The organism is Stenotrophomonas rhizophila (assembly GCF_001704155.1).
GTDB classification, from domain to species: Bacteria; Pseudomonadota; Gammaproteobacteria; order Xanthomonadales; family Xanthomonadaceae; genus Stenotrophomonas; species Stenotrophomonas rhizophila_A.
In genome coordinates this window covers 44368-68281 of the sequence record NZ_CP016294.1, presented here as the reverse complement: position 1 = coordinate 68281, position 23914 = coordinate 44368, and the positions used below count along the sequence as shown (strand labels likewise).

At 68.9% G+C, this 23914-nt stretch carries 9 protein-coding genes; 6 read left to right on the top strand and 3 right to left on the bottom strand.

What is annotated here, in order from left to right; genetic code table 11:
• Positions 1–205 precede the first annotated feature (205 nt).
• The 3 genes from BAY15_RS00250 to BAY15_RS00240 are packed head-to-tail and all read left to right on the top strand — an operon-like array spanning position 206 to position 14116.
• A complete protein-coding gene (locus tag BAY15_RS00250; protein WP_068847899.1) occupies positions 206–9745 on the top strand; it encodes an SdrD B-like domain-containing protein in 9540 nt (3179 codons plus the stop codon).
• The gene (locus BAY15_RS00245) at positions 9742–13095 is read left to right on the top strand and encodes a TonB-dependent receptor (protein WP_157771653.1); all 3354 of its coding nucleotides are present in this window, start codon (positions 9742–9744) and stop codon (positions 13093–13095) included. Before BAY15_RS00250 ends, BAY15_RS00245 begins: the two co-directional genes overlap by 4 nt.
• Positions 13096–13105: 10 nt before the next feature.
• Entirely contained in the window at positions 13106–14116 is a 1011-nt protein-coding gene (locus BAY15_RS00240) for an OmpA family protein (protein WP_068847895.1), read from the top strand.
• An 11-nt stretch (positions 14117–14127) separates the two neighbouring features.
• Here the strand turns inward: BAY15_RS00240 and BAY15_RS00235 are convergent, their stop codons facing one another.
• Positions 14128–15942, bottom strand: coding sequence for a tetratricopeptide repeat-containing diguanylate cyclase (locus tag BAY15_RS00235; RefSeq protein ID WP_167693283.1), 1815 nt, complete (start codon positions 15940–15942; stop codon positions 14128–14130).
• Between the two features lie 159 nt (positions 15943–16101).
• Here BAY15_RS00235 and BAY15_RS00230 point away from each other — a divergent pair, with 159 nt between their 5' ends.
• The 3 genes from BAY15_RS00230 to BAY15_RS00220 all read left to right on the top strand — a co-directional run bounded on the left by BAY15_RS00230 (position 16102) and on the right by BAY15_RS00220 (position 22166).
• Positions 16102–17448, top strand: coding sequence for a sensor histidine kinase (locus BAY15_RS00230; protein WP_099047373.1), 1347 nt, complete (start codon positions 16102–16104; stop codon positions 17446–17448).
• Positions 17449–17499: 51 nt separating this feature from the next.
• Positions 17500–20946, top strand: coding sequence for a hybrid sensor histidine kinase/response regulator (locus BAY15_RS00225; protein WP_068847889.1), 3447 nt, complete (start codon positions 17500–17502; stop codon positions 20944–20946).
• Between the two features lie 74 nt (positions 20947–21020).
• Positions 21021–22166 (top strand): hypothetical protein, encoded by a 1146-nt coding sequence (locus BAY15_RS00220; RefSeq protein ID WP_157771651.1) that lies wholly within the window; start codon positions 21021–21023, stop codon positions 22164–22166.
• A gap of 21 nt (positions 22167–22187) precedes the next feature.
• On the opposite strand, the gene mntP is transcribed toward BAY15_RS00220, so the two are convergent.
• Together mntP and BAY15_RS00210 are read right to left on the bottom strand one after the other, a co-directional pair.
• The gene (gene mntP, locus BAY15_RS00215; protein WP_068847885.1) at positions 22188–22766 is read right to left on the bottom strand and encodes a manganese efflux pump MntP; all 579 of its coding nucleotides are present in this window, start codon (positions 22764–22766) and stop codon (positions 22188–22190) included.
• Between the two features lie 481 nt (positions 22767–23247).
• Positions 23248–23913 (bottom strand): response regulator transcription factor, encoded by a 666-nt coding sequence (locus BAY15_RS00210; RefSeq protein WP_068847883.1) that lies wholly within the window; start codon positions 23911–23913, stop codon positions 23248–23250.
• Position 23914: the final 1 nt, after the last annotated feature.

Sequence of the window (23914 nt, the reverse complement as noted above, 5' to 3'; positions counted from 1 at the left end):
GAGCCGGTGTGAGCGTGCGTGAGCCGCCGGCACTGACTTGCCTTCACGGCAACATCACAATCCGCCCCGCCCGGCACCGTCGGCGACGTCTGTCGCCTGCAGGCCTGGGATTCATCTGACAGGGGACGTCTGGACCGGTTGCGTTGGGTACGCATCGTGCGGCGTTCCCTGTGAACGCTGCAACGACCGGAACAGGGGAAAACGCATGTCCATCCAGAGCGATCGCGCAGGTATCTGCGCGGCGGCAACGCCGTTTGAGCGCACGCAGGCGCAGTCCTGGCGGTTGTCGCTGCGCCGCGCCCTGCTGGCCCTGGTGATGGTGCTGCCACTGCCCGCACTGGCCATCGACCTGCAGATCACCGACTTCTCCGACACCGGTTACGACCCGGTGCCGGCCGGCACCACGGTGATCTACAACGTCAAGGTCGAAAACGGCGCCAACGACACCGCCAGCGGCAGCGTGACCCTGTTCGACCTGCCCGCCGGCACCGCGCTGGGCGGCACCGCCCCGGCGGGCTGCAGCGCCTCGGCGGGCGCTGCCGGCACCACCCGCGTGGTGTGCACGAACCCGGCATTGAATGCTTCCACGGCGCCCTACGAATTCAAGCTGCCGGTCACCACCATCGCCTCGCAGCCGGCCACCATCACCGTGCGCGCCGCGATCGGCTTCGCCAACGCGCTGCCGCCGGCGACCACGCCGATCAGCACGCTGCAGAACACCGACCCGTTCTTCGGCAGCGATACCAACGTTGCCAACAACCGCACCAGCCAGAACACCACCATCCAGGCGGCGGCCGACCTGGAACTCAGCAAGAGCGCCACGCCCGATCCGGTGATCGGCGGCGGCGAAATCACCTATACCCTGACCGTGCGCAACGCCGGCCCCAGCGTCACCACCGGCTTCCGGGTGGCCGATACGCTGCCGCCGAATGTCACCCTGGTCGGCGCGCCGACCGGTGCGGACTGGGCCTTCACCCAGCAGAACGGCACCTACAACGGCACCCTGGCGGTAGGCGCGAGCACCAGCTATTCGTTCCGCGGCAAGGTCAATGTCGGCACCGGCAACATCGTCAATTCGGCGGTGGTCAACGCCGGCAACGTGCCCGACCCGGTGCCGGACAACAACGCTGCCCAGGTGACCACGCAGGTGACTGCCGGTGCGGACCTGCTGGTGTCCAAGTCGGTATCGCCCGCGCCGGCAGCCGCCGGTTCGGTGGTCACCTATACGCTGACCGCGCGCAACGATGGTCCCAGTGCCGCCACCACGGTGGTTCTGCGCGATGCGCTGCCGGAAGGTTTCATCGTCAACGGGGTATCCGGACCCGGCGGCTGGTCGTGCAGCAACAACGCCGAGCGCACCGTGGTCACCTGCAACGCCGCAAGCTTCGCACCGGGCGCGCAGGCGCAGATCGCGATCCAGGCGCAGGTGCCGTCCACCGGCACCAACAGCAGCGGTACGGTGACCAACACGGCCCAGATCAGCGCGGCCACGCCGGATCCGGTGCTCACCAACAACCAGGGCAGCGTCGGCCTGACCGTCATCCCCGACGGCGCCGACCTGCGCATGACCAAGACCAAGACGCCGGCGCTGGTACCGGTGTGGAACAACACCGGCCTGCGCACCGACAGCGTGATGACCAGCACCCTGCGCGCGCAGAACCTGGGCCCGCGCACGGTCACCGGCAACCTGCAGCTGGTCGATACGCTTGCCGCGGGCGAAGAGTGGGTCGATGCCAGTGGGCAGCCCTACGCGGCGGGCGTGCCCGTGACCGTGGGCGGTTTCAGCTGCAGCGTGGACCGCGCCTGGAGCGGGGCCCCGGCGCAGGTCGTCACCTGCACCCAGACTGGTGGCTACCCGGTTGCGGTCAACGGCAACTCCGCCGCGCTGACCCTGTACACGCTTGCGCGCCTGCAGGGCTCGCTGGCCAATACCGCCTGTACCGGCGGCAGCGGCGGTTCGGCCGAACCGACCACCGCCGGTGGCATCAACCTGGATCCGAACACCGGCAATGACTGCACCGGCGGGCAGAGCCGCGCCACCGACGCCCGCGCCGACCTGTCCATCACCAAGCGCACCAATGGCGCTGGCGACGCCGACAACGTGATCCGGGAAGCGGATGGTGGGGTCAGCTACACGCTGCAGGTCACCAACAACGGCGCAACCACCACCGGCGTGGTGGTCAACGACCCCATCCCGGGCTTTGTCACCGGCAGCACCACCGTCACCAAGAACACCGTGCCGGCCGGCTGGACCTGCGATGTGGTCGGCAGCGGTTACATCTGCCGCTCCGCCGGCACCGCGCTGGCGGCCGGCGCCACCGCCACCATCGTGTTCACCGTCAACCGCGGCCTGTTCGACAGCCAGAGCCAGGCAGCTGGTACCTGCGGTGGCGTGGCGATGCCGGCCGGCCGCTTCTGCAACACCGCAGGCGTCAGCGTCGATCCGACCGTGAGCGGGTCGATCGGCGAAGCCAACCCGGGCAACAACAGCGCCTCGGACTGGGTGCAGATCGACCCGGTGGCCAACATGGCAACCACTGCCAAGGACATCACCTCCGGCAGCCCGGGCCGCGCTGGCGTGAACACCACCTACCGCATCACCTACCAGAACCGGGGTCCGTCCACGGCCCGCGGTGTGGTGTTCAGCGATACCTTCACCCTGCCGGCCAATGACGCCGGTTTTGTATTGATTTCGGCGGTGCGCACCGGCAGCGGCAGCACCGCGTGCAGCGTGACCTCCAACGATGCGGCGATCAGCTCGGCGTCCGCCCCGGGCGGCACCTCGTGGTTCAACACCGGCGGCGCGCCCGCCACGCTGCGGCTGACCTGTGCGCCGCAGGACATGGCCAACAACTCCACCCAGACCATGACGGTGGTGATCCGCCCGAACGTCAACAGCGGTAATACGGGCCGCCGTTTCACCAACGATGGCTCGTTCCATTTCGATCCGGACAACACCGGCAGCCCGGTACCGGCCAGCGGCGTCGACGGCAGCGGGCGCAGCTACAACTACAACAGCCGCACCGACGATGACCTGCGTGCCGCCGCGCTGGATTTCACCGCCGGTGAAGTCGACCTGATCGTCAACAAGATCGACCAGAACTTCGATGGCGCAGTGGATCCGCTGGGCTACGACTCGCGTGTCGGGCAGGAAGCCAACAACTACATCACCTACCAGGTGAGCGTGCGCAACGATGGCCCATCACTGGCCACCCGCACCGTGATTGAAGACACCATCACCCCCGCGAGCGGGGCCAACGTGGCCTTCGTAGGCAGTCGCACCGGCACCAACACCACGCCGCAGGGCGCGATGGAAGCACCGGGTGTCCGCTGTACGGTTGCCCCGGGCAGCAGCAACCCCACCACGGCGCCGCAGACCCTGTCGTGCAGCATGCCCAGCGTGGGCGTGTCCACCACCGAGCAGGGCGCGATCGCCGCCAACCAGACGAGCTACCTGTACCTGGTGTACCAGTATCTCAGCGCGCCGCCGGCCACCGGCGCGACGCTGTTGAACGCGGTCACCGCACGCTCGGCCGAAACCGAGCGCGATACCAGCAACAACAGCGCGGTGCAGGAAACCAGCATCCGCACGCGCTCGGATCTGGCAATGACCAAGACCAGCGTGGTGCTGGCGCCCAATGCCAACCCGACCCAGCCGCTGCCCGCCGCTGCCACCACGATCAGCCTGCGCCAGCCGTTCTGGTACGTGCTGGACGTGGTCAACAATGGCCCCGGCCACAGCCTGTCGCGCGACCGCAGCGGCGACAATCCACTGCGCGGCGATGGCGTGGTGGTCACCGATACGCTGCCGGCAGGTCTGGAGGTGATCGGCGGCGGCGAAGGCACCAGCTGGCAGAAGGCCGGCAACACCGCTGACGCCGGCGTGGTCAGCAACGGCACCGGCAGCTGCGTGGTGAACGGTCGCAACCTTACCTGCCGCATGGGCGACCTGGCGCTGGACGGCCGCGTCCGCGTGCTGGTGCCCGCGCGCTGGACCACGCTGCCGGCCAATGGCGCCGGCCTCAACACCGCACGCGCCACCAGCGACCAGCTCGACCCGACCCCCGGCAATGACGAAGGCACCAGCACCCACACCGTGGTGCGGTCCTCGCTGACCGGCGTGGTGTTCCAGGACCGCGAGCGCAGCGGCACGGATGGCGGCACGCCGCAGGCCGGCGAACCGACCATTTCCGGCGTGGAAGTGCGCCTCACCGGCACCGATGCCTACGGCAACGCGGTGACGCTCACCACCACCACCGACGGCAACGGTGCCTACCGCTTCGACAACCTCGCACCGGCCGGGACCGACGGCTACACGCTGACCCAGGTGCAGCCGGCCGCCTACGTCAATGGCCCGGTGGCACCGCCCGTTGCGGGCGGCCTGGCGCCGTCGGCCGGCGGTACCTATGCCGTGGTCGATCCGGCGATCAGCGCCAACTCGCTCTATACCGCCGTCGCGCTGGGCGCGGGCGTGGACGCGGTGCGCTACAACTTCCCGGAAGTGCGCCGCCCGGCGTTGTCCGGCTTTGTCTACGTCGACAGCAACTACAGCAACACCCGCAACACCGGCGACGCCCCGATTGCCAATGCCACCGTCGAACTGCTCGATGCGGCCGGCACCGTGGTGGCCAGTGCCACCACCGCCGCCGACGGCAGCTACAGCTTCCCCGGCCTGAACCCGTTGCAGGTGTACACGCTGCGCGAAGTGCTGCCCACCGGCAGCTACCGCAACCGCCCGAGCGCGATCAATCCGGGCCTGGTGGGTACTGCGGCGTGCGCAGTTTGCACCGTGGCCACCGGCGCGGCCGGCGATGCGGCAACCACCGACCGGATCGGCAACATCGACCTCTCGCGCGGCGAAGATGCCACTGCGTTCAACTTCGGCGAAGACGCGGTCACCGCCATCTCCGGGCATGTGTACCTGGACCGCAACGGCAACGGCGACTTCGATGCGGGCGATGCCGGTACGCGCAATTCGCAGGCCAATGGCGGCCTGCAGGGCGCCACCGTCACCCTCATCGGCGCGGGCCCCGACGGCGCGTTCGGTACGGGCGATGACCTGCCACCGGTGGTGGTCCAGACCGACGCGCAGGGCCGCTACGATTTCGATGGCCTGGTGGTCGGGCAGAACTACCGCATCACTGAGACGCAGCCGCAGGGGTATGCGAACGCCGCCGAAAACGCGACCAACAGCATCACCCTCAACGCGCTGCCGTTGACCGGTTCCAGTGGCAACGATTTCGGCGAGGCGCTCGGTTCGCTCAGCGGCGAGGTCTACGAAGACTTCTCCAACGTGGCGCCCAACAACAACAACGGCCGCCGCGACGCCGGTGAAAACGCCATCGCCAACGTCACCGTGACCCTGTCGGGCACGGACGTGCTTGGCAATCCGGTCGCGCTGACCACCACCACCGATGCCAACGGCGGCTACCGCTTCAGTGACCTGTTGCCGCCGCAGGCCGGCACCGGCTACACCCTGACCGAAACGCAGCCGGCCGGTTACCTGGACGGCAAGCATGCGGCCGGCAATGCGGCCACCCCCGGCAGCACGGCCGTGGCCAACGTCATTTCCGCGATCGCCATCAACGCCGGGCAGGACGCCAGCGGCTACCTCTTTGGCGAACTGGCCAATGCGCCGATCAGCGGCACGGTGTACCTGGACCGCAACGACGACGGCGACAACACCGCCGGCGACATCGGCGTACCCGGCGTGCAGGTGACCATCGTCGGCAATGGCGCCGACGGCGTGTTCGGCACGCCCGACGACACCACCGTCACCCTGGTCACCAATGCCGATGGCCAGTACAGCTACCCTGGCGCGATCGCCGGCCAGGCCTACCGCATCACCGAAACCCAGCCGACCGGGCTGGGCGAAGGCCGCGAGCAGCCGGGCAATGTCATCCTGATCGCCAACCTGCCCGCCGCCGGCGCCAGCGGCAACGATTTCGGCGAGCTGGCCGCGTCGCTGTCCGGCACCGTGTTCCTGGACCGCAACAACAACGGCGTGCAGGACGCCGGCGAGCCGGGCCTGCCGGGCGTGCAGCTGCAGCTGCCGGCCGGCACGGTCGACGCGCTGGGCAACGCCGTGGTTACCGTGGCGACCGATGCCGACGGTCGCTACCGCTTCGACCACCTGCTGGCCGGCACCTACAGCGTGACCGAGCAGGCCACGCAGCCGTCGTTCAATGGCGGCCCGACCCTCAACGGCCTCACCCGTGCGGGCAGCATCGACGGCGCCATCGTGGGCGTGTCCACCGCCGTGGCCAGCGTGCCGAGCGCGATCAACGCGATCACGCTGCCGGCCGGCAAGGCAGGGACCGCCTATGACTTCGGCGAGATCCTGCCGGTGTCCATCGCCGGCGCGGTGTTCTTCGATGTCGACAACGACGGCGTGCGCAACGGTGCCGCTGAAACCGGCATCGAAGCGGTGACTGTGCAGGTCAACGGCACCGACGACACCGGCGCCAGCGCCTCGGTCAGCGTACAGACCGGTGCCGATGGCCGCTTCGTGTTCGAAGGCCTTCGCCCGGGCACCTACACGCTTGTTGAACCGCAGCAGCCGGCCGGCACCAGCAACGGCATCACCACCGCCGGCACCGTGGGCGGCACGCCGCGTGGCACCGCCACGCCGATCACCACCGTGCCCAGTGCGATCAGCACCATCGACCTGACCACGCCGGGCAGCGCCTCGGTGGACAACCTGTTCGGCGAAATTCCGCTCAACAGCGGCATCAGCGGCAAGGTCTGGACCGACCGCAACAATGACGGCGTGGTCGACCCGGGCGAAACCGGCCTGGCCAATGTGCGGGTCACCCTGACCGGCACCGACCTGGCCGGCAATCCGATCAGCCGCGATACCGTGACCGACGCGGACGGTAGCTACAGCTTCGCCGAACTGCCGCCGGGCACCTACGTCGTGACCGAACCGGAGCAGCCCACCGGCACCCGCGATGGCCGCACCGTGGCCGGCAGCACCGGTGGCAGCGTGACCGCGCCGGGCACGGCGCCTTCGCAGATCACTGCGCTGGTGCTGGGCGTGAACCAGCAGTCGGTGAACAACAACTTTGGTGAGATTCCGACCGCCAGCATTGCCGGCCGCGTCTACAACGACAGTAACGACAACGGCAGCGTCGACAGCGGCGAAGGCGGCATTGCCGGGGTCAGCGTGGTGCTGACCGGCACCGATGACCTTGGCCAGCCGGTATCGCTCACGTTGAACACCGATGCCGAAGGCCGCTACCGCTTCGAGGGCCTGCGCCCGGGCACCTACACCGTGACCGAGCCGACCCAGCCGCCGCAGACGCTCAACGGCATTACCAGCGCCGGCACCGTCAACGCCGCCCTGGTCGGTGTGGCCAGTGACCGCGCCAGCGTGCCGTCGGCGATCAGCCAGATCGTGCTGCCGCTGGGCGTGGACGCGCTGGAGTACAACTTCGGTGAGATCGGCGATTCGCCCGACCTGATGGTCAGCAAGGCGTCCACCAGCACGCGCTTCACGGTCAACAACCTGGCCGGTTACACCATCCAGGTGCGCAACGCCGGCCAACAGCCGAGCCGTGGCGAGTACACGGTGCACGACCGCCTGCCGGCGGGCCTGAGCCTGGACAGCCTGCCGGTGGGGACCGGCTGGACCTGCACCGGCGAACCCGGCGCAACCCGTTTCAGCTGCACCAGCCAGCGCGTGCTGGCCGCCGGTGCGGTATCGCCGGACAGCATCGCCGTGGTGGTACGTGTGGCCGCAGCAGCGGCCGAGGCCGGCACAGTCAACAATGCCGTGCTGGTGGAAGGCGGCGGCGAGAACCCGTTCCGCGCCCCGACCGCAACCGAACGCGCTGCGTTCGAGGGCGAAGTGGGCAACCTGCCGGCGTGCGTGGACACCATCATCCACAACGCCTGCCGCGTGCCCAACAGCGTGCAGCTGGCCGCGTCGGTCGGTGGCACCGTGTGGTTCGACGTGGGCAGCGATGACCAGCTGCTGGATGGCGGCGACCGTCGTCTGTCGGCTTGGATCGTGGAGCTGGTGGACCCCGCCAACGGCCAAGTGGTGAAGACCACCGTGAGTGCGGCCGATGGCAGCTACCGCTTCGGCGATGTGGTGCCAGGCGTGAAGTGGAACATCCGCTTCCGCGACCCGCGCTCCACCGTACTGTGGCCGTTCCCGGTCACCCGCGAAACTGCCGGCGGCGTGCAGGAAGCCTGCGACGCCGACGCGGCGATCGCGCGCGGCGCGGTCAGTGCCTGCCGCACCACCGACAACGGTACCAGCCAGCTGGAAGTGGTGCTGCGCGCCGGTGACCACCTGCCGCAGCAGAGCCTGCCGGTAGACCCATCGGGCGTGGTGTACGACGCCACCACCCGCGACCCGGTACCGGGTTCGATCGTGACCCTGGCGCCGGTTGGCCTGTGCAGCGGGTATGACCCGCGAACCAGCGTGCTCAATGCAGCCGGTGGTGGCTATCGCATTGACGGCAACACGATTGCGATGACCGTTGGCAGCGAAGGCTTCTACCAGTTCGCGTTTGGTCCGGCGGCGCCGGCACGTTGCGAGTTCCAGTTGACGGTGACTCCGCCGGGTGGCTACACCTTCGTGTCGAGCATGATCCCGCCGCAGGCCAGCGCGTTGTCGCCGGCCGGCGGTGCCGGTGCCAACCATGTCGTGCAGGCCAACACCCAGGCGCCGACCGGCGCGGTGGGTACGGCGACCGAGTACTACCTGACCCTGTTCGCGGGTTCGGCCACCGCAGCGATCGTGCACAACCATCTGCCGCTGGATACGGCGGTGGCCACCGGCCTGGCGATCACCAAGACCGGCGACCGCCAGACCGCCGAAATCGGCGACACCGTGCAGTACACCGTCACCGTGCGCCAGACCGCCGGCAGTGCGCTGGCCGCGTTGAACGTGATCGACCGCCTGCCGCGTGGCTTCACCTACATCGACGGCACCGCGCGTGCCGACGGCCGTGCGGTGGCCGACCCGGCCGGCAAGCCCGGCCCGCTGCTGGGCTTCGCGCTGGGGCCGATCACTGTCGGCGGCCAGATCGTGCTGACCTACCGGGTCCGCGTGGGCGTGGGCGCGCAGCAGGGCGACGGCATCAACCGGGCGCAGGCCCATGGCTGTTCGATCAGCGGCGGTTGCATCGACCCGATGGCGGTCACCCCGCTGCCCGGTTCGCTGGCCTCCAACCGTGCCGAATACCGCGTGCGTGTCACCGGTGGCGTGTTCACCGAACAGGCCTGTGTGCTCGGCAAGGTGTTCATGGACTGCAACAACAACCACGTGCAGGACCGCGAAGAGCTGGGCATTCCGGGAGTGCGCCTGTACTTCTCCGACGGCACCTGGGTGATCAGCGATTCGGAAGGCAAGTACAGCTTCTGCGGCCTGCCGCCGCAGAGCCACACGCTGAAGGTGGATGCGAGCACGCTGCCGGTCGGCGCGCGCCTGACCACCAGCAGCAACCGCAACCTGGGCGACGCCGACAGCCTGCTGCTCGACCTGAAGAACGGCGAGCTGCACCGCGCCGACTTCATCGAAGGCAGCTGCGCCAACCCGGTGCTGGAGCAGGTCAAGGCACGTCGCACCCAGGGTGAGGTGCAGGCGCCGGAAACCGAACCGGGCCAGGCGCCGCTGCGCTTCGAGAGCAAACCCGCACGGGCGCCGCAGCAGGCGACCGACACGGCCAACCAGAGACCGATCGTGCATCCCAGAGCCACACCGCCCGCCGCCGCCACGGAGGGCCAGCCATGAGCCGTGCTTCCGTAGTGCGCCAGCTGCCGCGCTTGAGCTTGTTGGCCTGCGCGCTGGCGACCCTGCCGGCGATGGCCCAGAGCGTGGGTACGCCGGGCCGCTTCACCCCGGTACTGGGCGATGCCAGCACGCTGTACCCGCGCAGCCCGGCCAGCGTGGACGCCGCGCCCGTTGCGGTGCGCGCCGCAGCGGGCACGCTGGACCGCATCGTGGTCGAGCTGGACCGCGACGGCGTGCCGGCCGATGGCCAGAGCCCGGTGCACGTGCGCGTGCAGCTGCTGGACTCCAGCGGCCTGCCGCTGTCCGGCACCAGCTACGCGACGATTGAAAACAGTGGTGGCCGGATCCGTCTGCCCGGCTCGCGTACCGACGAGCTCGGTCCGGGTGCGCTGGATGCCGACAAGGTCACCCCGGGCGTGCAGCTGCAGGTGGTCGATGGCGTGGCCGAGTTCGACCTGGTCGCGCCGCACGAGCCCCAGGATGTGCTGCTGCGGATCACCGCCGGGGCCGAAACCGCGCAGGGCAGCATCGGCTTCGTGCCGGAGATGCGCGAGATGATCGCCACCGGCCTCATCGAAGGCGTGGTCAACTTCCGTCGCCACGGCAATGGCAGCCTGGTTTCGCCGGTGGAGCACAACGACGCGTTCGACCGCGACATCCGTCGCTGGGAGCGCCAGTTCAACAACGGCAAGGCCAACGCCGCCGCGCGCACCGCGTTCTTCGTCAAGGGCCGGATCAAGGGCGATGCGCTGCTCACTGCCGCCTACGATTCGGACAAGGACACCCGCGGCCGCCTGCTGCGTGACATCCAGCCCGAGGAGTTCTACCCGGTCTACGGCGACGCGTCGCTGCGCGGCTTCGACGCGCGCTCGGCCGAGCGCCTGTACGTGCGCATCGACAACAAGCGCAGCTACCTGCTCTACGGCGATTTCCAGACCGGCGACGGGCTGGCCACGGCCACCGGGATCGGCGGCAGCGGTCCGATTCCGCAGCGCAGCCTGGGGACCTACAACCGCACCGCCACCGGGCTGGGCTGGCATTTCGAAAGCGAGCGCGTGCGCAGCAACGTGTTCGCCATCGAAGATTCCCTGCGCCAGGTGATCGAAGAGTTCCGCAGCCAGGGCAGTGGTCCCTACGCGCTGCGCAACAACGCGGTGCTGGAAGGCAGCGAGCGTGTCGAAGTCATCTCGCGCGACCGCAACCAGCCCACCCGCATCGTGTCGGTGCGGCCGTTGGCGCGGCTGGTGGACTACAGCTTCGAGCCGTTCTCCGGCCGCATCCTGCTCAACCAGTTCCTGCCGGCCTTCGACAGCGACCTCAACCCGGTCTCGCTGCGCATTACCTATGAACTGGACCAGGACACCGAGAAGTTCTGGGTGGTGGGAGCCGACGCGCAGGTGAAGCTCACCGACAGGCTGGAAGTCGGCGCGGCGGCGGTGGATGACCGCAACCCGTATGCGGAATTCCGAATGGGCAGCGCCAACGCCAGCTATCGGTTCGGCGACAACACCCTGCTGGTGGCCGAGTTCGCGCGCACCCAGAGCGAGGTCAATACCAACAGCATCAACCAGATCACCTCGCAGGGCCTGAAGGACGTCACCGGCGACGTGGAAGGTGTTGCCTGGCGCGTGGAATTCGCGCACCAGACCGAGAAGCTGGAAGCGCGTCTGTTTGCCGCCCGTACCGACCCGGCGTTCAACAACCCGGCCGCGCCGCTGTACGGCGGCCGCGGTGAGTACAACGCGCGGGTGGCCTACCAGCTTGGGCCGCGGCTGGAGCTGTACGTGGAAGGCCTGCGCAGCGAAGACCGCAACCCGGACGGTGGCAAGCGCGATGCTGGTGGCGCCGGCGTGCGCATTGGGGCTACTGAACGACTGACCGTGGACCTGGGCGTGCGCAGCATCCGCGAAACCATCGGCGTGACCTCGCCGTGGTCGTCGGGGGTGCCGTTCGGCAATGCCGGTGGCCTGACCGGCGGCTTCGCCACCGGTGCCGGTGGCGGCGCGCTCGGCTACGGCCAGCAGGCGCTGGACCCGGCCACCGGGTTGATGGTGATCAACGGCAGCAGTACCGGCAGCCCGATCACCAGCGACCTGCCGGTGGGCACCGAGCTGGAATCGGACAGCGCCCGCTTCGGTCTGGGCTACCGCCTGAGCGACAAGCTCAGCAGTGGTGCCGAGATCGAGCACAGCGTGAGCGGCGAAGAACGTCGGCGCCTGGCCGCCGGGTTGGATTACCAGGTGTTCGAACGCAGCCGCCTTTACGGCCGCTACGAAAAGCAGACCGGCCTGACCAGCGCCTACGGCATCACCACCACCGACCGCGAGGCCGACGCGCTGGTGTTCGGTATCGACAGCAGCTACCTGCGCGATACCCAGACCTTCAGCGAGTACCGCCTGCGCGATGCGATCAGTGGCCGCGATGTACAGGCCGCCTCGGGTATCCGCAACAACTGGGACATCGCCGAGGGCCTGCGCTTGTCCAGTTCGGCCGAGCACGTGAAGGTGATCGACGGCAGCACCGGTGACAGCACCGGCCTGGCGCTGGCCTTGGACTACGGCGCCAACCCGCTGTGGCGCGGTGCGATACGGGCCGAGCACCGCATCTCTGAAGACGTGCCGGACACCGACACCAATGAGGCGTTCAACACCACGCTGCTGCAGTTCATGCTGGCCCGCAAGCTCAGCCGCGACTGGACCCTGCTGGCCCGCAACTACCTGCTGAGCACGCGGTATGACGCACGCGGCGACGTGCTGCAGGACCGCTTCCAGCTGGGCGTGGCCTACCGCGATACCGACCGCAACCGGATCAACGCGCTGGCCCGTTACGAGTACAAGCTCGAGCGCGACGAGAGCGGGCTGACCCTGGTCGATGGCAGCACCGTGGATGGCAGCAGCCAGGACGTGCGCACCCGCGCGCACATTGTCTCTGCCCATGCCGATTGGCATCCGTCGCGGCCGTGGTGGTTCACCGGGCGCGTGGCCGGCAAGTGGCAGCAGGATCAGTTCGCCTACGCCGACGGGGGTCGGGTCAACAGTGACTTCCGCGCCACGCTGCTGTCCGGGCGGGTGGTCTATGACATCACCGAGAACTGGGACATCGGCGTGCTCGGCTCCACTTTCCGCGGCCAGAGCGGCGCCAACCAGTACGCCTACGGCATGGAAGTCGGCCGCCTGCTGCGCCAGAACCTGTGGCTGTCGGCCGGCTACAACTGGACCGGCTTTGCCGGCGACCGCGACCTGAACGGCTATGAGTACACCCAGCAGGGCGTATTCGTGCGCCTGCGCTTCAAGTTCGACGAAGACCTTTTCCGGCCGGACCCCGTCCGCTACCGCGACCCGGCACGCTGAGGATGCCCTGATGAACAACGCCAACCTGATCTTCCGTTCTGCGCGCCCGCTGCTGGGCGCGGCGGTCCTTGCCGCGCTTGCCGGTGCCGCACACGCCCAGACGGCGCAACTGCTGCCGCAGCAGCAGCGCATCACTGACGAGGCGATCCATGCCGACCATGCCACGTATGAGGCCACCCAGGGCCGCATCCAGGCGCTCAACGATGGCGGCCGCCCGATCCGCGACTACCACCTGTCCAAGGCACAGTGCTGGCTGGACGTGTCCTTCCACGAATACAGCCGCAATGACCGCAGCGATTTCCCGCAGGCGGCGCTGGGTGAATCCGAGCGGCTGATCATCGGCATGGAACAGGGCGCCAGCCCGCTGCCCACCGACACGCCGCTGGTCAACAACGCGAAGTACCTGCGCGACGACCTGTGGCAGCGCCTGCGCGTGCTGCATGGCACGCCGGGCTTTGCCTGCGCGGCGCAGCAGGTGGCCTGCGGCGAGGTCGAGCTGGTGCACGCCGGCAACGAATTCAACCAGCAGCAGTGGCGGCACTCCAAGCCGTACATCCAGATTGCCGAGGAGCTGGTCAACGACGCCGAAGCGCTGGCCCGCCAGTGCGACGCGGCCCCGGCGGCCATCGCCGCACCGGGCCCACTGGTGGCCAACGTGCTGTTCGAGTTCGACCGCGACGGCTACCGCGACATCCGCACCTACTCGCTGGAGAGCATCGACCGCGCGCTGGCCAGCATCGCCGTGGAGAAGCTGAAGCTGCAGGGCGTCACGCTGGTCGGGCATGCCGACCGCCTGCAGGGGCGCGGGTTCGACGCCAACCAGGCGCTCTCCGAGCGGCGCGCGCGCACGGTGCGCGAGCTGCTGATCGGACGCGGGCTGGACCCGGCGACGATCCGTTACGAATACCGGGGTGACACGCAGCAGGTGCAGCAGTGCGACAGCGTGCGCCCGCGCGCGGCGTTGCTGGAATGCCTGCTGCCCAACCGGCGGGTGGAAGTGCGGTTCGACGTCATCCGCTGACGTCGGATCCATCACACATCCCAGCGAATGGGCCGGCTGCCGCTGAGTCGCACCCACCCGGCTGCCGCGGCCTCTTCCGGATTTCCCAGCACCGCATACAGATGCGGTGCCTGCGTCCCGTCTTCGCCCCATATCCCTGCCCATGCATTGCGCCCTCCCTGGCGGGCGCCCTGCAGTGCACGGTCGGCAGCGCGCAGGCTGTCATCCCGCTCCGCCGGTGCATCGCCGAACAACGGCAGCGGTGCCATGCCCACGCTGGCGGTCAGGGTCAGGTGCTGACCGGGGGCGAGATCCACCACCAGCCGCTCGATGGCCAGCCGCAGGTGCCCGGCCAGGGCCTGTGCCGCTTCCGCGCCGGTGTCGTGGCGCGCCACCAGGAAGGCTGCGCCGCCCCAGCGTGCCAGCAGGTCGTGCCGGTCGCAGGCCGCACGCAGGCATTCGCCCACGGCACGCAGCACGCTGTCGCCGGCTGCTTGTCCATGGCGCTCGTTCAGCGCTTTGAAGTCGTCCAGTTCGATCAGCAGGAGCGCGCTGCGCTCTGCGGCATCGTGGCCTGCGGCGCGTTCGTCGAGCCTGCGCTCGGCCTCGCGGCGATTGGGCAGCCCGGTGACGCTGTCGGTCCGGCTGAGCGCGGTGAGCTGGCCGCGCTGCTGGCGCAGCCGCAGCACGAGCACCGTGGCAATCACCGCGACGGTGAGGAAAGCGATCACCGCGCTGTTGCGCAGCACGCGCACGCGGCCCAGGTCCTGTTCGGCATTGACCTGGGCGGGATGGATGCTGCGTTCGGCCGAGGCCTGCAGCCTGGCCAGCTGGGTGAGGGTCTCGCCCTTGCTGCGCGCCTGGTCCATCGCGCGGCCCTGGCGTACGTACTGCAGCGCCTGCTCGCGGTGACCCAGCAGGGTGTGGATGTCACCGAGCAGGTCCAGGCCATTGCGGACTTCTTCCACGAACCGCCCGTGCTCTGCCAGGCCCTGTGCCTGGGTGGCCAGCGGCAGCGCCACCGCGGCGTTGCCCCGGTCCATCGCCAGCCGTGCCAGGCGCTGCAGGGTCACCACCTGGCCCTGCGGATCCTGCTTTCCCTGCCAGGCCAGCACGCCGCGCAGCGCTGCCTCGGCGGCCTCCCGCTGCCCCGACACGCGCAGGATTTCGGCGCGATGGCTGGCGATGCGATGCAGGAACACGTCCTGGCCGCTCAGCCGCGTTCCGATCGCTTCAGCGCGCTTGAAGGCTGCGGAGGCTTCCTCGTACCGCTGCAGCATCAGCAGCGCATACCCATAGTTGTAGTACAGGATCAGGTCGCCCGGGTTCGGCGGCCGGTGCAGGTGGTCGCTGAGCTGCGTGGCCTTGTGCAGGTAGGTGAGGGCGCCTTCGGCATCGCCCATCGCGTCGCCACGGATCATCGCGATCTGCATCAACGCGCCGATCTGGCCCTGCACGTCGCGTTGCCGCACCGCATCGTCCAGCAGGGTGCCGGTCAAGCCGAGCGCGCGCGCGTGATCGCCGCGCCACAGCAGCAGGTGCGCGGCCATGGTCCGGGCGCGCTGGATATCGTCGGGGCTGGCGTCGGCGCGCGCCGCGGCCGCCAGCAGTCGGTCGGGCAGGTCGGTGGTCTGGTCCAGCTGCCCCAGCGCCCGCAGCGCCACCCCCAGGCAGCCGACCGCGCCGATTTCCATCGAGGTGGACAGCGAGGGCGCGGCCAACAGGCTGCGTGCGAGCTGCAGCGAGGCCTGCGGTTCGCTGGTGAGCAGGGCATGGCACTGTTCCACCTGCGCCATCTGCGGCGCTGCGTCGAGCGGGCGCTGTGCCTGGGCGGGCGGCGCGGCCAAGGACAGCACAACGGCAAGCGCAGGCAGTCCGCGCCGGACTAGCGACAACATAGGCATGGCGACAACGACTTCCCCGGTCGAGTGCAGACGATCTACAGCGCACTGCTAATATACCGATGTTGCCGCCGCGCGCCGGCGCCGCCCGCCATTCCCTGCCGCATGCCCGAGTCGTCGCCTTCCACCCGCGCCGCCGCTGCTGAACGCCCTGCCGGGCTTGGTCGGCGTACCGATGCCATGCTGGGCAGCCTGCTGCTGCTGGTGGGGCTGTACCACCCGTTGCTGGCGGCGTGGACGGCGTTTCGGCTCGGGGCGGGCCTGGACATGATGGTCCCGGCCATGGCCGCCGCCCACCTGCTGTTATGCCTGCTGTGCCTGATCGAGCACCGGGCCGGCCGCAGCCTGCATGCCGCCGTGGTGTTCCTGACCGGTGAACTGCTGCTGCTGGTGCTGGCCTACGGGTACTGGGGACTGGCCGCCCAGCTGCGGGTGCAGCTGGTGCAGCTGGTGCCGGTGCTGTTGGTGGCGGCGGTGCTTGGCCGCCGTCCGCTGGCCTGGACCGCGGCATGGCTGTGCGGGCTGATGGCCTTGGGCGGCTGGGTCGACGCGGCGTCGGGCCTGTTCCGGACCGACCGGGTGCTGCACGCGACCAGTGACCTGGCAGTGTCGGCATTCGGCACCGTCATGACTGCCTGGCTGCTCCACCACAGCGTGACCGGCCTGCGTGAAAGCCTGCAGGAGGCTCACCAGCGCAGCCAGGAACTGGCCCGCAAGCGCGACGAGCTGCAGGTGGAGATGCAGGCCCGCGAGCGTTCGCGCGACCAGCTCGTGCATGCCATGAAGATGGACAACGTAGGTCGCCTGGCCAGCGGCATCGCGCACGATTTCAACCACCTGCTGGCGCTCATACAGGGCTACGTGGCCAAGGCGCGGCGCAGCGAGGGCGAGACCCTGCAGGCGGCCCTGCAGGGCGCGGATTCGGCGACCCGGCGGGCCAGCGCGGTGAGCCGGCGCCTGCTGGATTTCAGCCGGCTCGAGCCGGGCCGACCGCAGCTGCTGGACGCGGCCGCCACGCTGGCGGCGATGGCGCCCACGCTGCAGCAGGTGTTCGATGACCGCGTGCACTGCGAAGTGGAAACCGGCGACGTGCAGCGGCTGATCCACTTCGACCCGGCCCAGCTCGAATCGATCCTGCTCAGCCTGGCGGTCAATGCCAGCCAGGCCATGCCCGACGGTGGCCGGTTCACGCTGCGCCTGCAGCCTCCCGATACCGACGGACGCGTGGTCCTGCAGTTGCAGGACACCGGCCAGGGCATGAGCGAAACGGTGCGCGCGCGCTGCCTCGAACCGTTCTTCACCACCAAGCCGGTGGGACAGGGTACCGGCCTGGGCCTGGCGGTGACCGCCAGCCTGGTGGAGGCGGCCGGCGGTGCGGTGCAGGTGCACAGCCGCCCGGGCGAGGGCACCCGGATCGATCTGCAGCTGCCGTCGCGTCCGCTGGCGGCGTGAGCAGGGGCGTGCAGCGGCTACACTGCGGCCTGCGCTTGCGGAAACATGCCCGTGGTTTCTAGCTGGATCCTGCTGCTGGTGTCGGTGGCCTATGCCGCCCTGTTGTTCGGCGTGGCCTGGTGGGGCGACCGCCGTCCCATGTACCCCGACCGCCCGTGGCTGCGCCCGGTGGTCTACAGCCTGGCGCTGGCGGTGTACTGCTCGTCGTGGACCTTCTACGGGGCGGTGGGCACGGCGGTGCGCAACGGCATCGGCTACCTGCCGATCTACCTGGGCCCGCTGCTGCTGCTGCTGTTTGGCTGGCGCATCATCGAACGCCTGGCGCTGATCGCGCGCAGCCAGAACGTGGTATCCATCGCCGATTTCATCTCCTCGCGGTTCGGCCGCTCGCGACGGCTGGCCGCGCTGGTGGCGGTGATCGCGCTGATCGGCATCGTTCCCTACCTCGCCCTGCAGTACAAAGCCGTGGCGATGAGCCTGCAGGTGCTGACCGGCAGCGTCGGGCCCACCGGCTGGTTCAGCGACCCGGCGTTGTACGTGGCGCTGCTGATGGCGCTGTTTGCCACCCTGTTCGGCACCCGCCAGGTGGATGCCACCGAACACCACCACGGCATGATGCTGGCCATCGCACTGGAATCGATGATCAAGCTGATCGCGATGGTGGCGCTGGGCCTGTTCGCCTACCTGTGGCTGGCCGACCGCGGCGAAACCGTGGTGCGCAGCGCACATACGCTGTTCACCGGGCTGCCGCCGGTGGGCTTCATCTCACAGACCCTGCTCAGCTTCCTGGCCATCGTGTGCCTGCCGCGCCAGTTCCACGTGGCGGTGGTGGAATGCGGCGACGTGCGCGATGTGCGCCGCGCGCGCTGGATGTTCGGCGGCTACCTGATCATCATTTCGGCGATGGTGATTCCGATCGCCACGGCCGGTGTGACCCTGTTCGGCACCGGCGGCAGCATCGCCGACGACAGCATGGTGCTGGCCCTGCCGTTGGCCGAAGGCCGTAAATTCCTGGCGCTGGTGGCCTACGTGGGCGGCTTCTCGGCTGCCACCGGCATGGTCATCGTGTCCTCCATCGCGCTGGCCACCATGGTCAGCAACGACCTGGTGATGCCGGTGCTGCTGCGCCGCAGTGGCGACCACCAGGAAGCGGCCGACGTCGCTTCGCGGGTGTTGTGGATCCGCCGCATGGCGATCCTGCTGCTGGCGCTGGCCGCGTACAGCTACTACCGCGGCAGCAGCAACGACAGCACGCTGGCCTCGTACGGGCTGATGGCATTCGCCGCGGTGGCCCAGTTTGCGCCGGGCCTGATCGGCGGCCTGTACTGGCGCGGTGCCAGCCGCCGGGGCGTGGAGACCGGCATCCTGCTCGGCTTCGGCACCTGGATCTACACCCTGCTGCTGCCGGCGCTGACACACGCCGGCTGGATGGATGCGGCCTGGCTGAGCGACGGACCGTTCGGCATTGCCTGGCTGCGGCCGCAGGGGCTGTTCGGCATGACCAGCTGGGACCCGCTCACCCACGGCACGTTCTGGTCGCTGCTGATCAACGCCGCGGCCATGCTGCTGGTGTCGGTGCGCTGGCGCCCCGGCGTGGACGAGCGCCTGCGCGCCGCGCCGTTCCTGGACCCCTATGCCGAGCGCCCCTCCGTGGCCGGTGCGTGGCCGGGCCATGTGCATGTGGGCGACCTGCTGGCGCTGGCCTCGCGCGTGGTCGGCGACCGCCATGCGCGCCGGTCGTTCTTCGAGCAGGCGCAGTCGCTGGGCCGCGAGCTGCAGGCCTCGGCCCCGGCCGACCGGGCCTGGGTGCAGTTCACCGAACGCCTGCTGGCCGCCTCGATCGGCGCGGCCTCCGCGCGCCTGCTGCTGACCAGCCTGCTGCGCGGCTCGGGCATGGACCTGGGCGAAGTGGTGGCGGTACTCGATGAGGCCGGGCAGGAACTGCGCTTCAACCGCGAGATCCTGTCCACCACGCTGGAAAACATCAGTGCCGGGGTCAGCGTGGTTGATCCGGACATGCGCCTGACCGCGTGGAACCGCCGCTACCAGCAGATGTTCGGCTACCCCGATGGCATGTTGTACGTGGGCCGCCCGGTGGCCGACCTGATCCGCTACAACGCCGAGCGCGGCGAGCTGGGCGAGGGCGATATCGACGTGCAGATCAACCGCCGCATCGGCTACATGCGCGCCGGTTCGCCGCACATCTTCGAGCGCACCCGCAGCGATGGCCGGGTGATCGAGATGCGCGGCCAGGCGCTGCCCGGCGGCGGCTATGTCACCAGCTACAACGACATCACCGATTACAAACACGCCGAGACCGCGCTGCTGGAAGCCAACGAGACGCTGGAACAGCGCGTGGCCGAACGTTCGCATGAAGCCGAAGTGGCGCAGCAGTCCAAGACCCGTTTCCTGGCCGCAATCAGCCATGACGTGCTGCAGCCGCTGAACGCAGCGCGCCTGTTCGCCTCGGCATTGCGCGACAGCCACCACAACAACGATGAACAGCGGCACCTGGCAGAGCGCGTGGACGCCTCCCTGCGTGCCGCCGAAGAACTGCTGGACGGGCTGCTGGACGTGTCGCGGCTGGATGCCGGCGGCCTGCACCCGGTGATCGGCGATTTCGACGTGAGCCTGCTGATGCGCGAACTGGCCGCGCAGTACTCGCCGGTGGCGGCCGGGCGCGGCCTGCGCCTGGACCTGTTCGCACGCCCGGCCTGGGTGCGCAGCGACCGCCGACTGCTGCGCCGGGTGCTGCAGAACTTCCTGGCCAATGCGCTGCGCTACACCCGCCAGGGCCGCATCGTGCTGGCCGTGCGCCATCGCCGCGACGAGATCGAACTGCAGGTGTGGGATACCGGGCCGGGCATCCCCGAGCACCACATGCAGCAGATCTTCAACGAGTTCCATCGCTACCAGCAGCCGTTCGACTGGGGCGAGCAGGGGCTGGGGCTGGGCCTGTCTATCTGCCAGCGCATCTCGCGCCTGCTCGACCACCGCCTCAATGCGCGCAGCCAGGTGGGCAGCGGCAGCATGTTCTCGATCCTGCTGCCGCGCGCGCAGGTGCCGGATCTGCCGGCCAGCGACGCGCAGGCCAGCGTGCCCGAGCACAGCACCCGCACCGATTCGCTGGCCGGCATGCGCGTGCTGTGCGTGGACAACGACCAGGAAATCCTTGACGGCATGCGCGCGTTGCTGGGCCGCTGGCAGGTGCAGGTGATCACTGCCAGCACCGTGGACCAGGCGCTGGAGGAAGTGCAGGCGCAGCCGGACGTGATGCTGGTCGATTACCACCTGCACGACCGCCTGGATGGACTGGACACGCTGGTGGCGCTACGCGAGCGCGCCGGGCGCGACATTCCCGGCGCGCTGCTCACTGCCGATGGGCGCGACGAACTCAAGCGCATGGCGCGCGAGCGGGGTTACCGCCTGCTGACCAAGCCGATCAAGCCGGCCTCGCTGCGCGCGTACCTGGCGGCGCACTCGACCCTCCAAGGTTGAAGGCGACAGCTGCGGCACGCTCGTGCCGTCGCGCTGTCTATTCTGCGCAGCCGATCACCTGCTGCGGAGTTTCCGTGCCCGTTCCCTCGCTGCGTTCCCTTCTTGCCACCCCGCTGCATTCCGGCGCGGCGATTCCCCTCGCAGGCACGTTGGGTGTCGTGGTGGGCGCAGGATTCGAGCTGGTATTCCGCGGTTGCACCAATGCCGCCGGTCCCGCATGGAGCGTTGCCGAGATCGTGAAGCCCGCGTTGATCTCCGGCTGGATGGGGATCGGCTGCACCAACGCGATGCGATGGCTGGACCCCGACAAGCCTGCGCGGCAACTGCAGCCGCATGAGAAGGCGCTGGTCGACTATCCGGCCGTGCGCGAGCTGCTGCATGAGGCCGGCACCAGCGTTGATGACCTGGACGCGTTGAAGTCTCTCGCCGCGCAGCTGGAGCGGGATTTCAGCCGGGTCGCCCGTGAATTCAATACATACTGCCAGACCCGCAGGGTGCCACCGAATCCGCTCATTGCAGGCGTCATCCGTCATTTCTACCTGACCCATTGCCGCGATCGTGCGGTGATGCTGCTCGCCAAGCGCAACGCCAACGCGTGTTACCTGGTGGCCGCGCGCGAAGGGCAGGGCACGGCCATCGCGACCGCGCTGAACCAGGCAGGCACGCGCGCCGGCACCGTGCTGCGCCAGCTGCACTGCCCGTACCTGCGCGTGGACCTTGCCAATACCGCGCTGCGTGATGCGCATGCGTTCACCACCGACGAAATTCAGGGCGAGATGCGCGTGCATTCGTTGCATGACCGAGCCCGGGAAACAGTGGAAACGCTGGCGACCAGTCCACTGGTGGATGTAACCCATCGCCGACTGCCGCGGCGCCGGCACGTGAGCCACGGCAGCGCCGCGCCCGTGGCGGACATCGCCGCGCCAGCAGACGCTGACCACGAACGGGTCATCCGCGGGCCTTTGCTGCGCGCAAAGCTGGCCGGACTGCCCGCGGACAGTCGTACCTGCCGGGAACTGAGACGGATCGAGCAGGATCTCGCAGCGAACCGTCCGTGCGGCCATCCGGTGCGTTACCACGGCAGGAACTACCTCGCCATCGACATCCACTTTGCGGGCCGGCAGAGTCCCGGCCGCAACGTGTGGCGGCTTCTGCACCGCAAAGGCCCAGCCGGGCATGAACTGGTCGACATCGTCGACTACCACGATCCACGCAGCTGAGGCCCGGCCGCCCGGCGCTGCTCAGCCGGCGGCGCCGCTGAGGTGCTCATACAGGATGGCACTGCCAACCAGGATCAGGATCACGCCGCCGGCGATCTCCGCACGCTTGCCGATCATGTCGCCCAGCACCCGACCCAGCATGATGCCGGTGGTGACCATCACCAGCGTGCACAGGCCGATCACCGTCGCCATCACGCCGATATGCACGTCCAGGAAGGCCAGGCCCACGCCGACGGCCAGGGCGTCGATGCTGGTGGCAAAGCCGGTGACGGCCAGGTGCCAGAAACCGTGGTGCTTGTCGGGGTCGTCGCTGTCAGCGTCCGGGTCGTGCCGCACGCCGTTGATGATCATGTGCACGCCCAGTGCACCGAGCAGCACGAAGGCGATCCAGTGATCGAAGGCCTGCACGTAGGACGACGCGGCGCGGCCGAGCAACCAGCCGATCACCGGCGTAAGGCCTTCGATCACACCGAAGATGAGGCCGGCACGCAGCGCATCGGGAAAACGCGGCTTGCGCATGGCAGCGCCTTTGCCGATTGCCGCGGCGAAGGCATCGGTGGACATGGCAAAGCCGATCAACAGCATCGAAATGGGGGACATCACACGACAGTGCAGGTTGGGCGATGACGGACAACGGCCCACGTTCGCGCCCAACCTGTCGTTGCGCACGCGGACCGCTGGTCTCGCCAACCATCACTGGCTGCCCGCACCACGGCGCACTGGCCGAGCATGTTGATACGGGCGTTTCCTTCAGCAGGAAACAGGCTACTCCCCAAGGGGACGCGAAGCTTAGCACCGCGAAGGCGGTTCATCGCCCAAATCGCCGAATTGCGCAGGGCGTGCTGGGATGTATAGCTTCGGCTATAAGCCGAAGCAGGTAGAGCGGACTGTTAGTCCGCTGCACGTCTCCGCAGCCGAAGGTAGAGCGGACTGTTAGTCCGCTGCATGTCTCCGCAGCCGAAGGTAGAGCGGACTGTTAGTCCGCTGCATGTCTCCGCAGCCGACTAACAGTCGGCTCTACCGTAACGACGCAACGACGCAACGACGCAACGACGCAGCCACGCGGCCACGCAACCCGCGATCAATCCTCTTCCGGCGGCAACACCAACGGCTCGTCATCCAGCGTCAGCTTGCCGGCCATCAGCACCGCCTGGGTACGGTTGGTCACGCCCAGCTTGCGCAGGATCGCGGTCACATGGGCCTTGATGGTGGCCTCGGACACATTGAGGTCATACGCAATCTGCTTGTTGAGCCGCCCCGCGCCGAGCATCTGCAGCACCCGGAACTGCTGCGGGGTGAGCTCGCGCAGGCGCTGGCCGACTTCGCGTTCCTCGCGCCCGGTCGGCGGCACGTTGTGCGCCTCCGGCGGGGCCCAGGTTTCGCCATCCAGGATCGTGCCCAGCGCATGCCCGATCGTGTCCGAGTCGGCCGATTTGGGAATGAACCCGAACGCGCCGTGGTCCAGCGCCCGCCGCATCACGGTGGGCTCTTCGCGCGCGGACACCACCACCACCGGCAACTGCGGGTGCAGCGCCCGCATGTGCACCAGCGCGTTGAAGCCCTGCGCACCGGGCATGTTGAGGTCCATCAGGACCAGGTCGGCGTCGGCATGCTGGTCGGCCAGCTGGTACAGCGCTTCCACGCTGTCGGCCTCGTACAGCAGCACGCCCGGCATCACCCGCTGCACCGCGCCGCGCAGGGCTTCACGGAACAGGGGGTGGTCATCGGCGATCAGCAGGGTTGTCATG

Bases quoted from the DNA above. Each gene is read 5' to 3' on its own strand.
- BAY15_RS00250 (WP_068847899.1), top strand. From the start codon at position 206: ATGTCCATCCAGAGCGATCGCGCAGGTATCTGCGCGGCGGCAACGCCG.
- BAY15_RS00245 (WP_157771653.1), top strand. From the start codon at position 9,742: ATGAGCCGTGCTTCCGTAGTGCGCCAGCTGCCGCGCTTGAGCTTGTTG.
- BAY15_RS00240 (WP_068847895.1), top strand. From the start codon at position 13,106: ATGAACAACGCCAACCTGATCTTCCGTTCTGCGCGCCCGCTGCTGGGC.
- BAY15_RS00230 (WP_099047373.1), top strand. From the start codon at position 16,102: ATGCCCGAGTCGTCGCCTTCCACCCGCGCCGCCGCTGCTGAACGCCCT.
- mntP (WP_068847885.1), bottom strand. From the start codon at position 22,766: ATGTCCCCCATTTCGATGCTGTTGATCGGCTTTGCCATGTCCACCGAT.
- BAY15_RS00210 (WP_068847883.1), bottom strand. From the start codon at position 23,913: ATGACAACCCTGCTGATCGCCGATGACCACCCCCTGTTCCGTGAAGCC.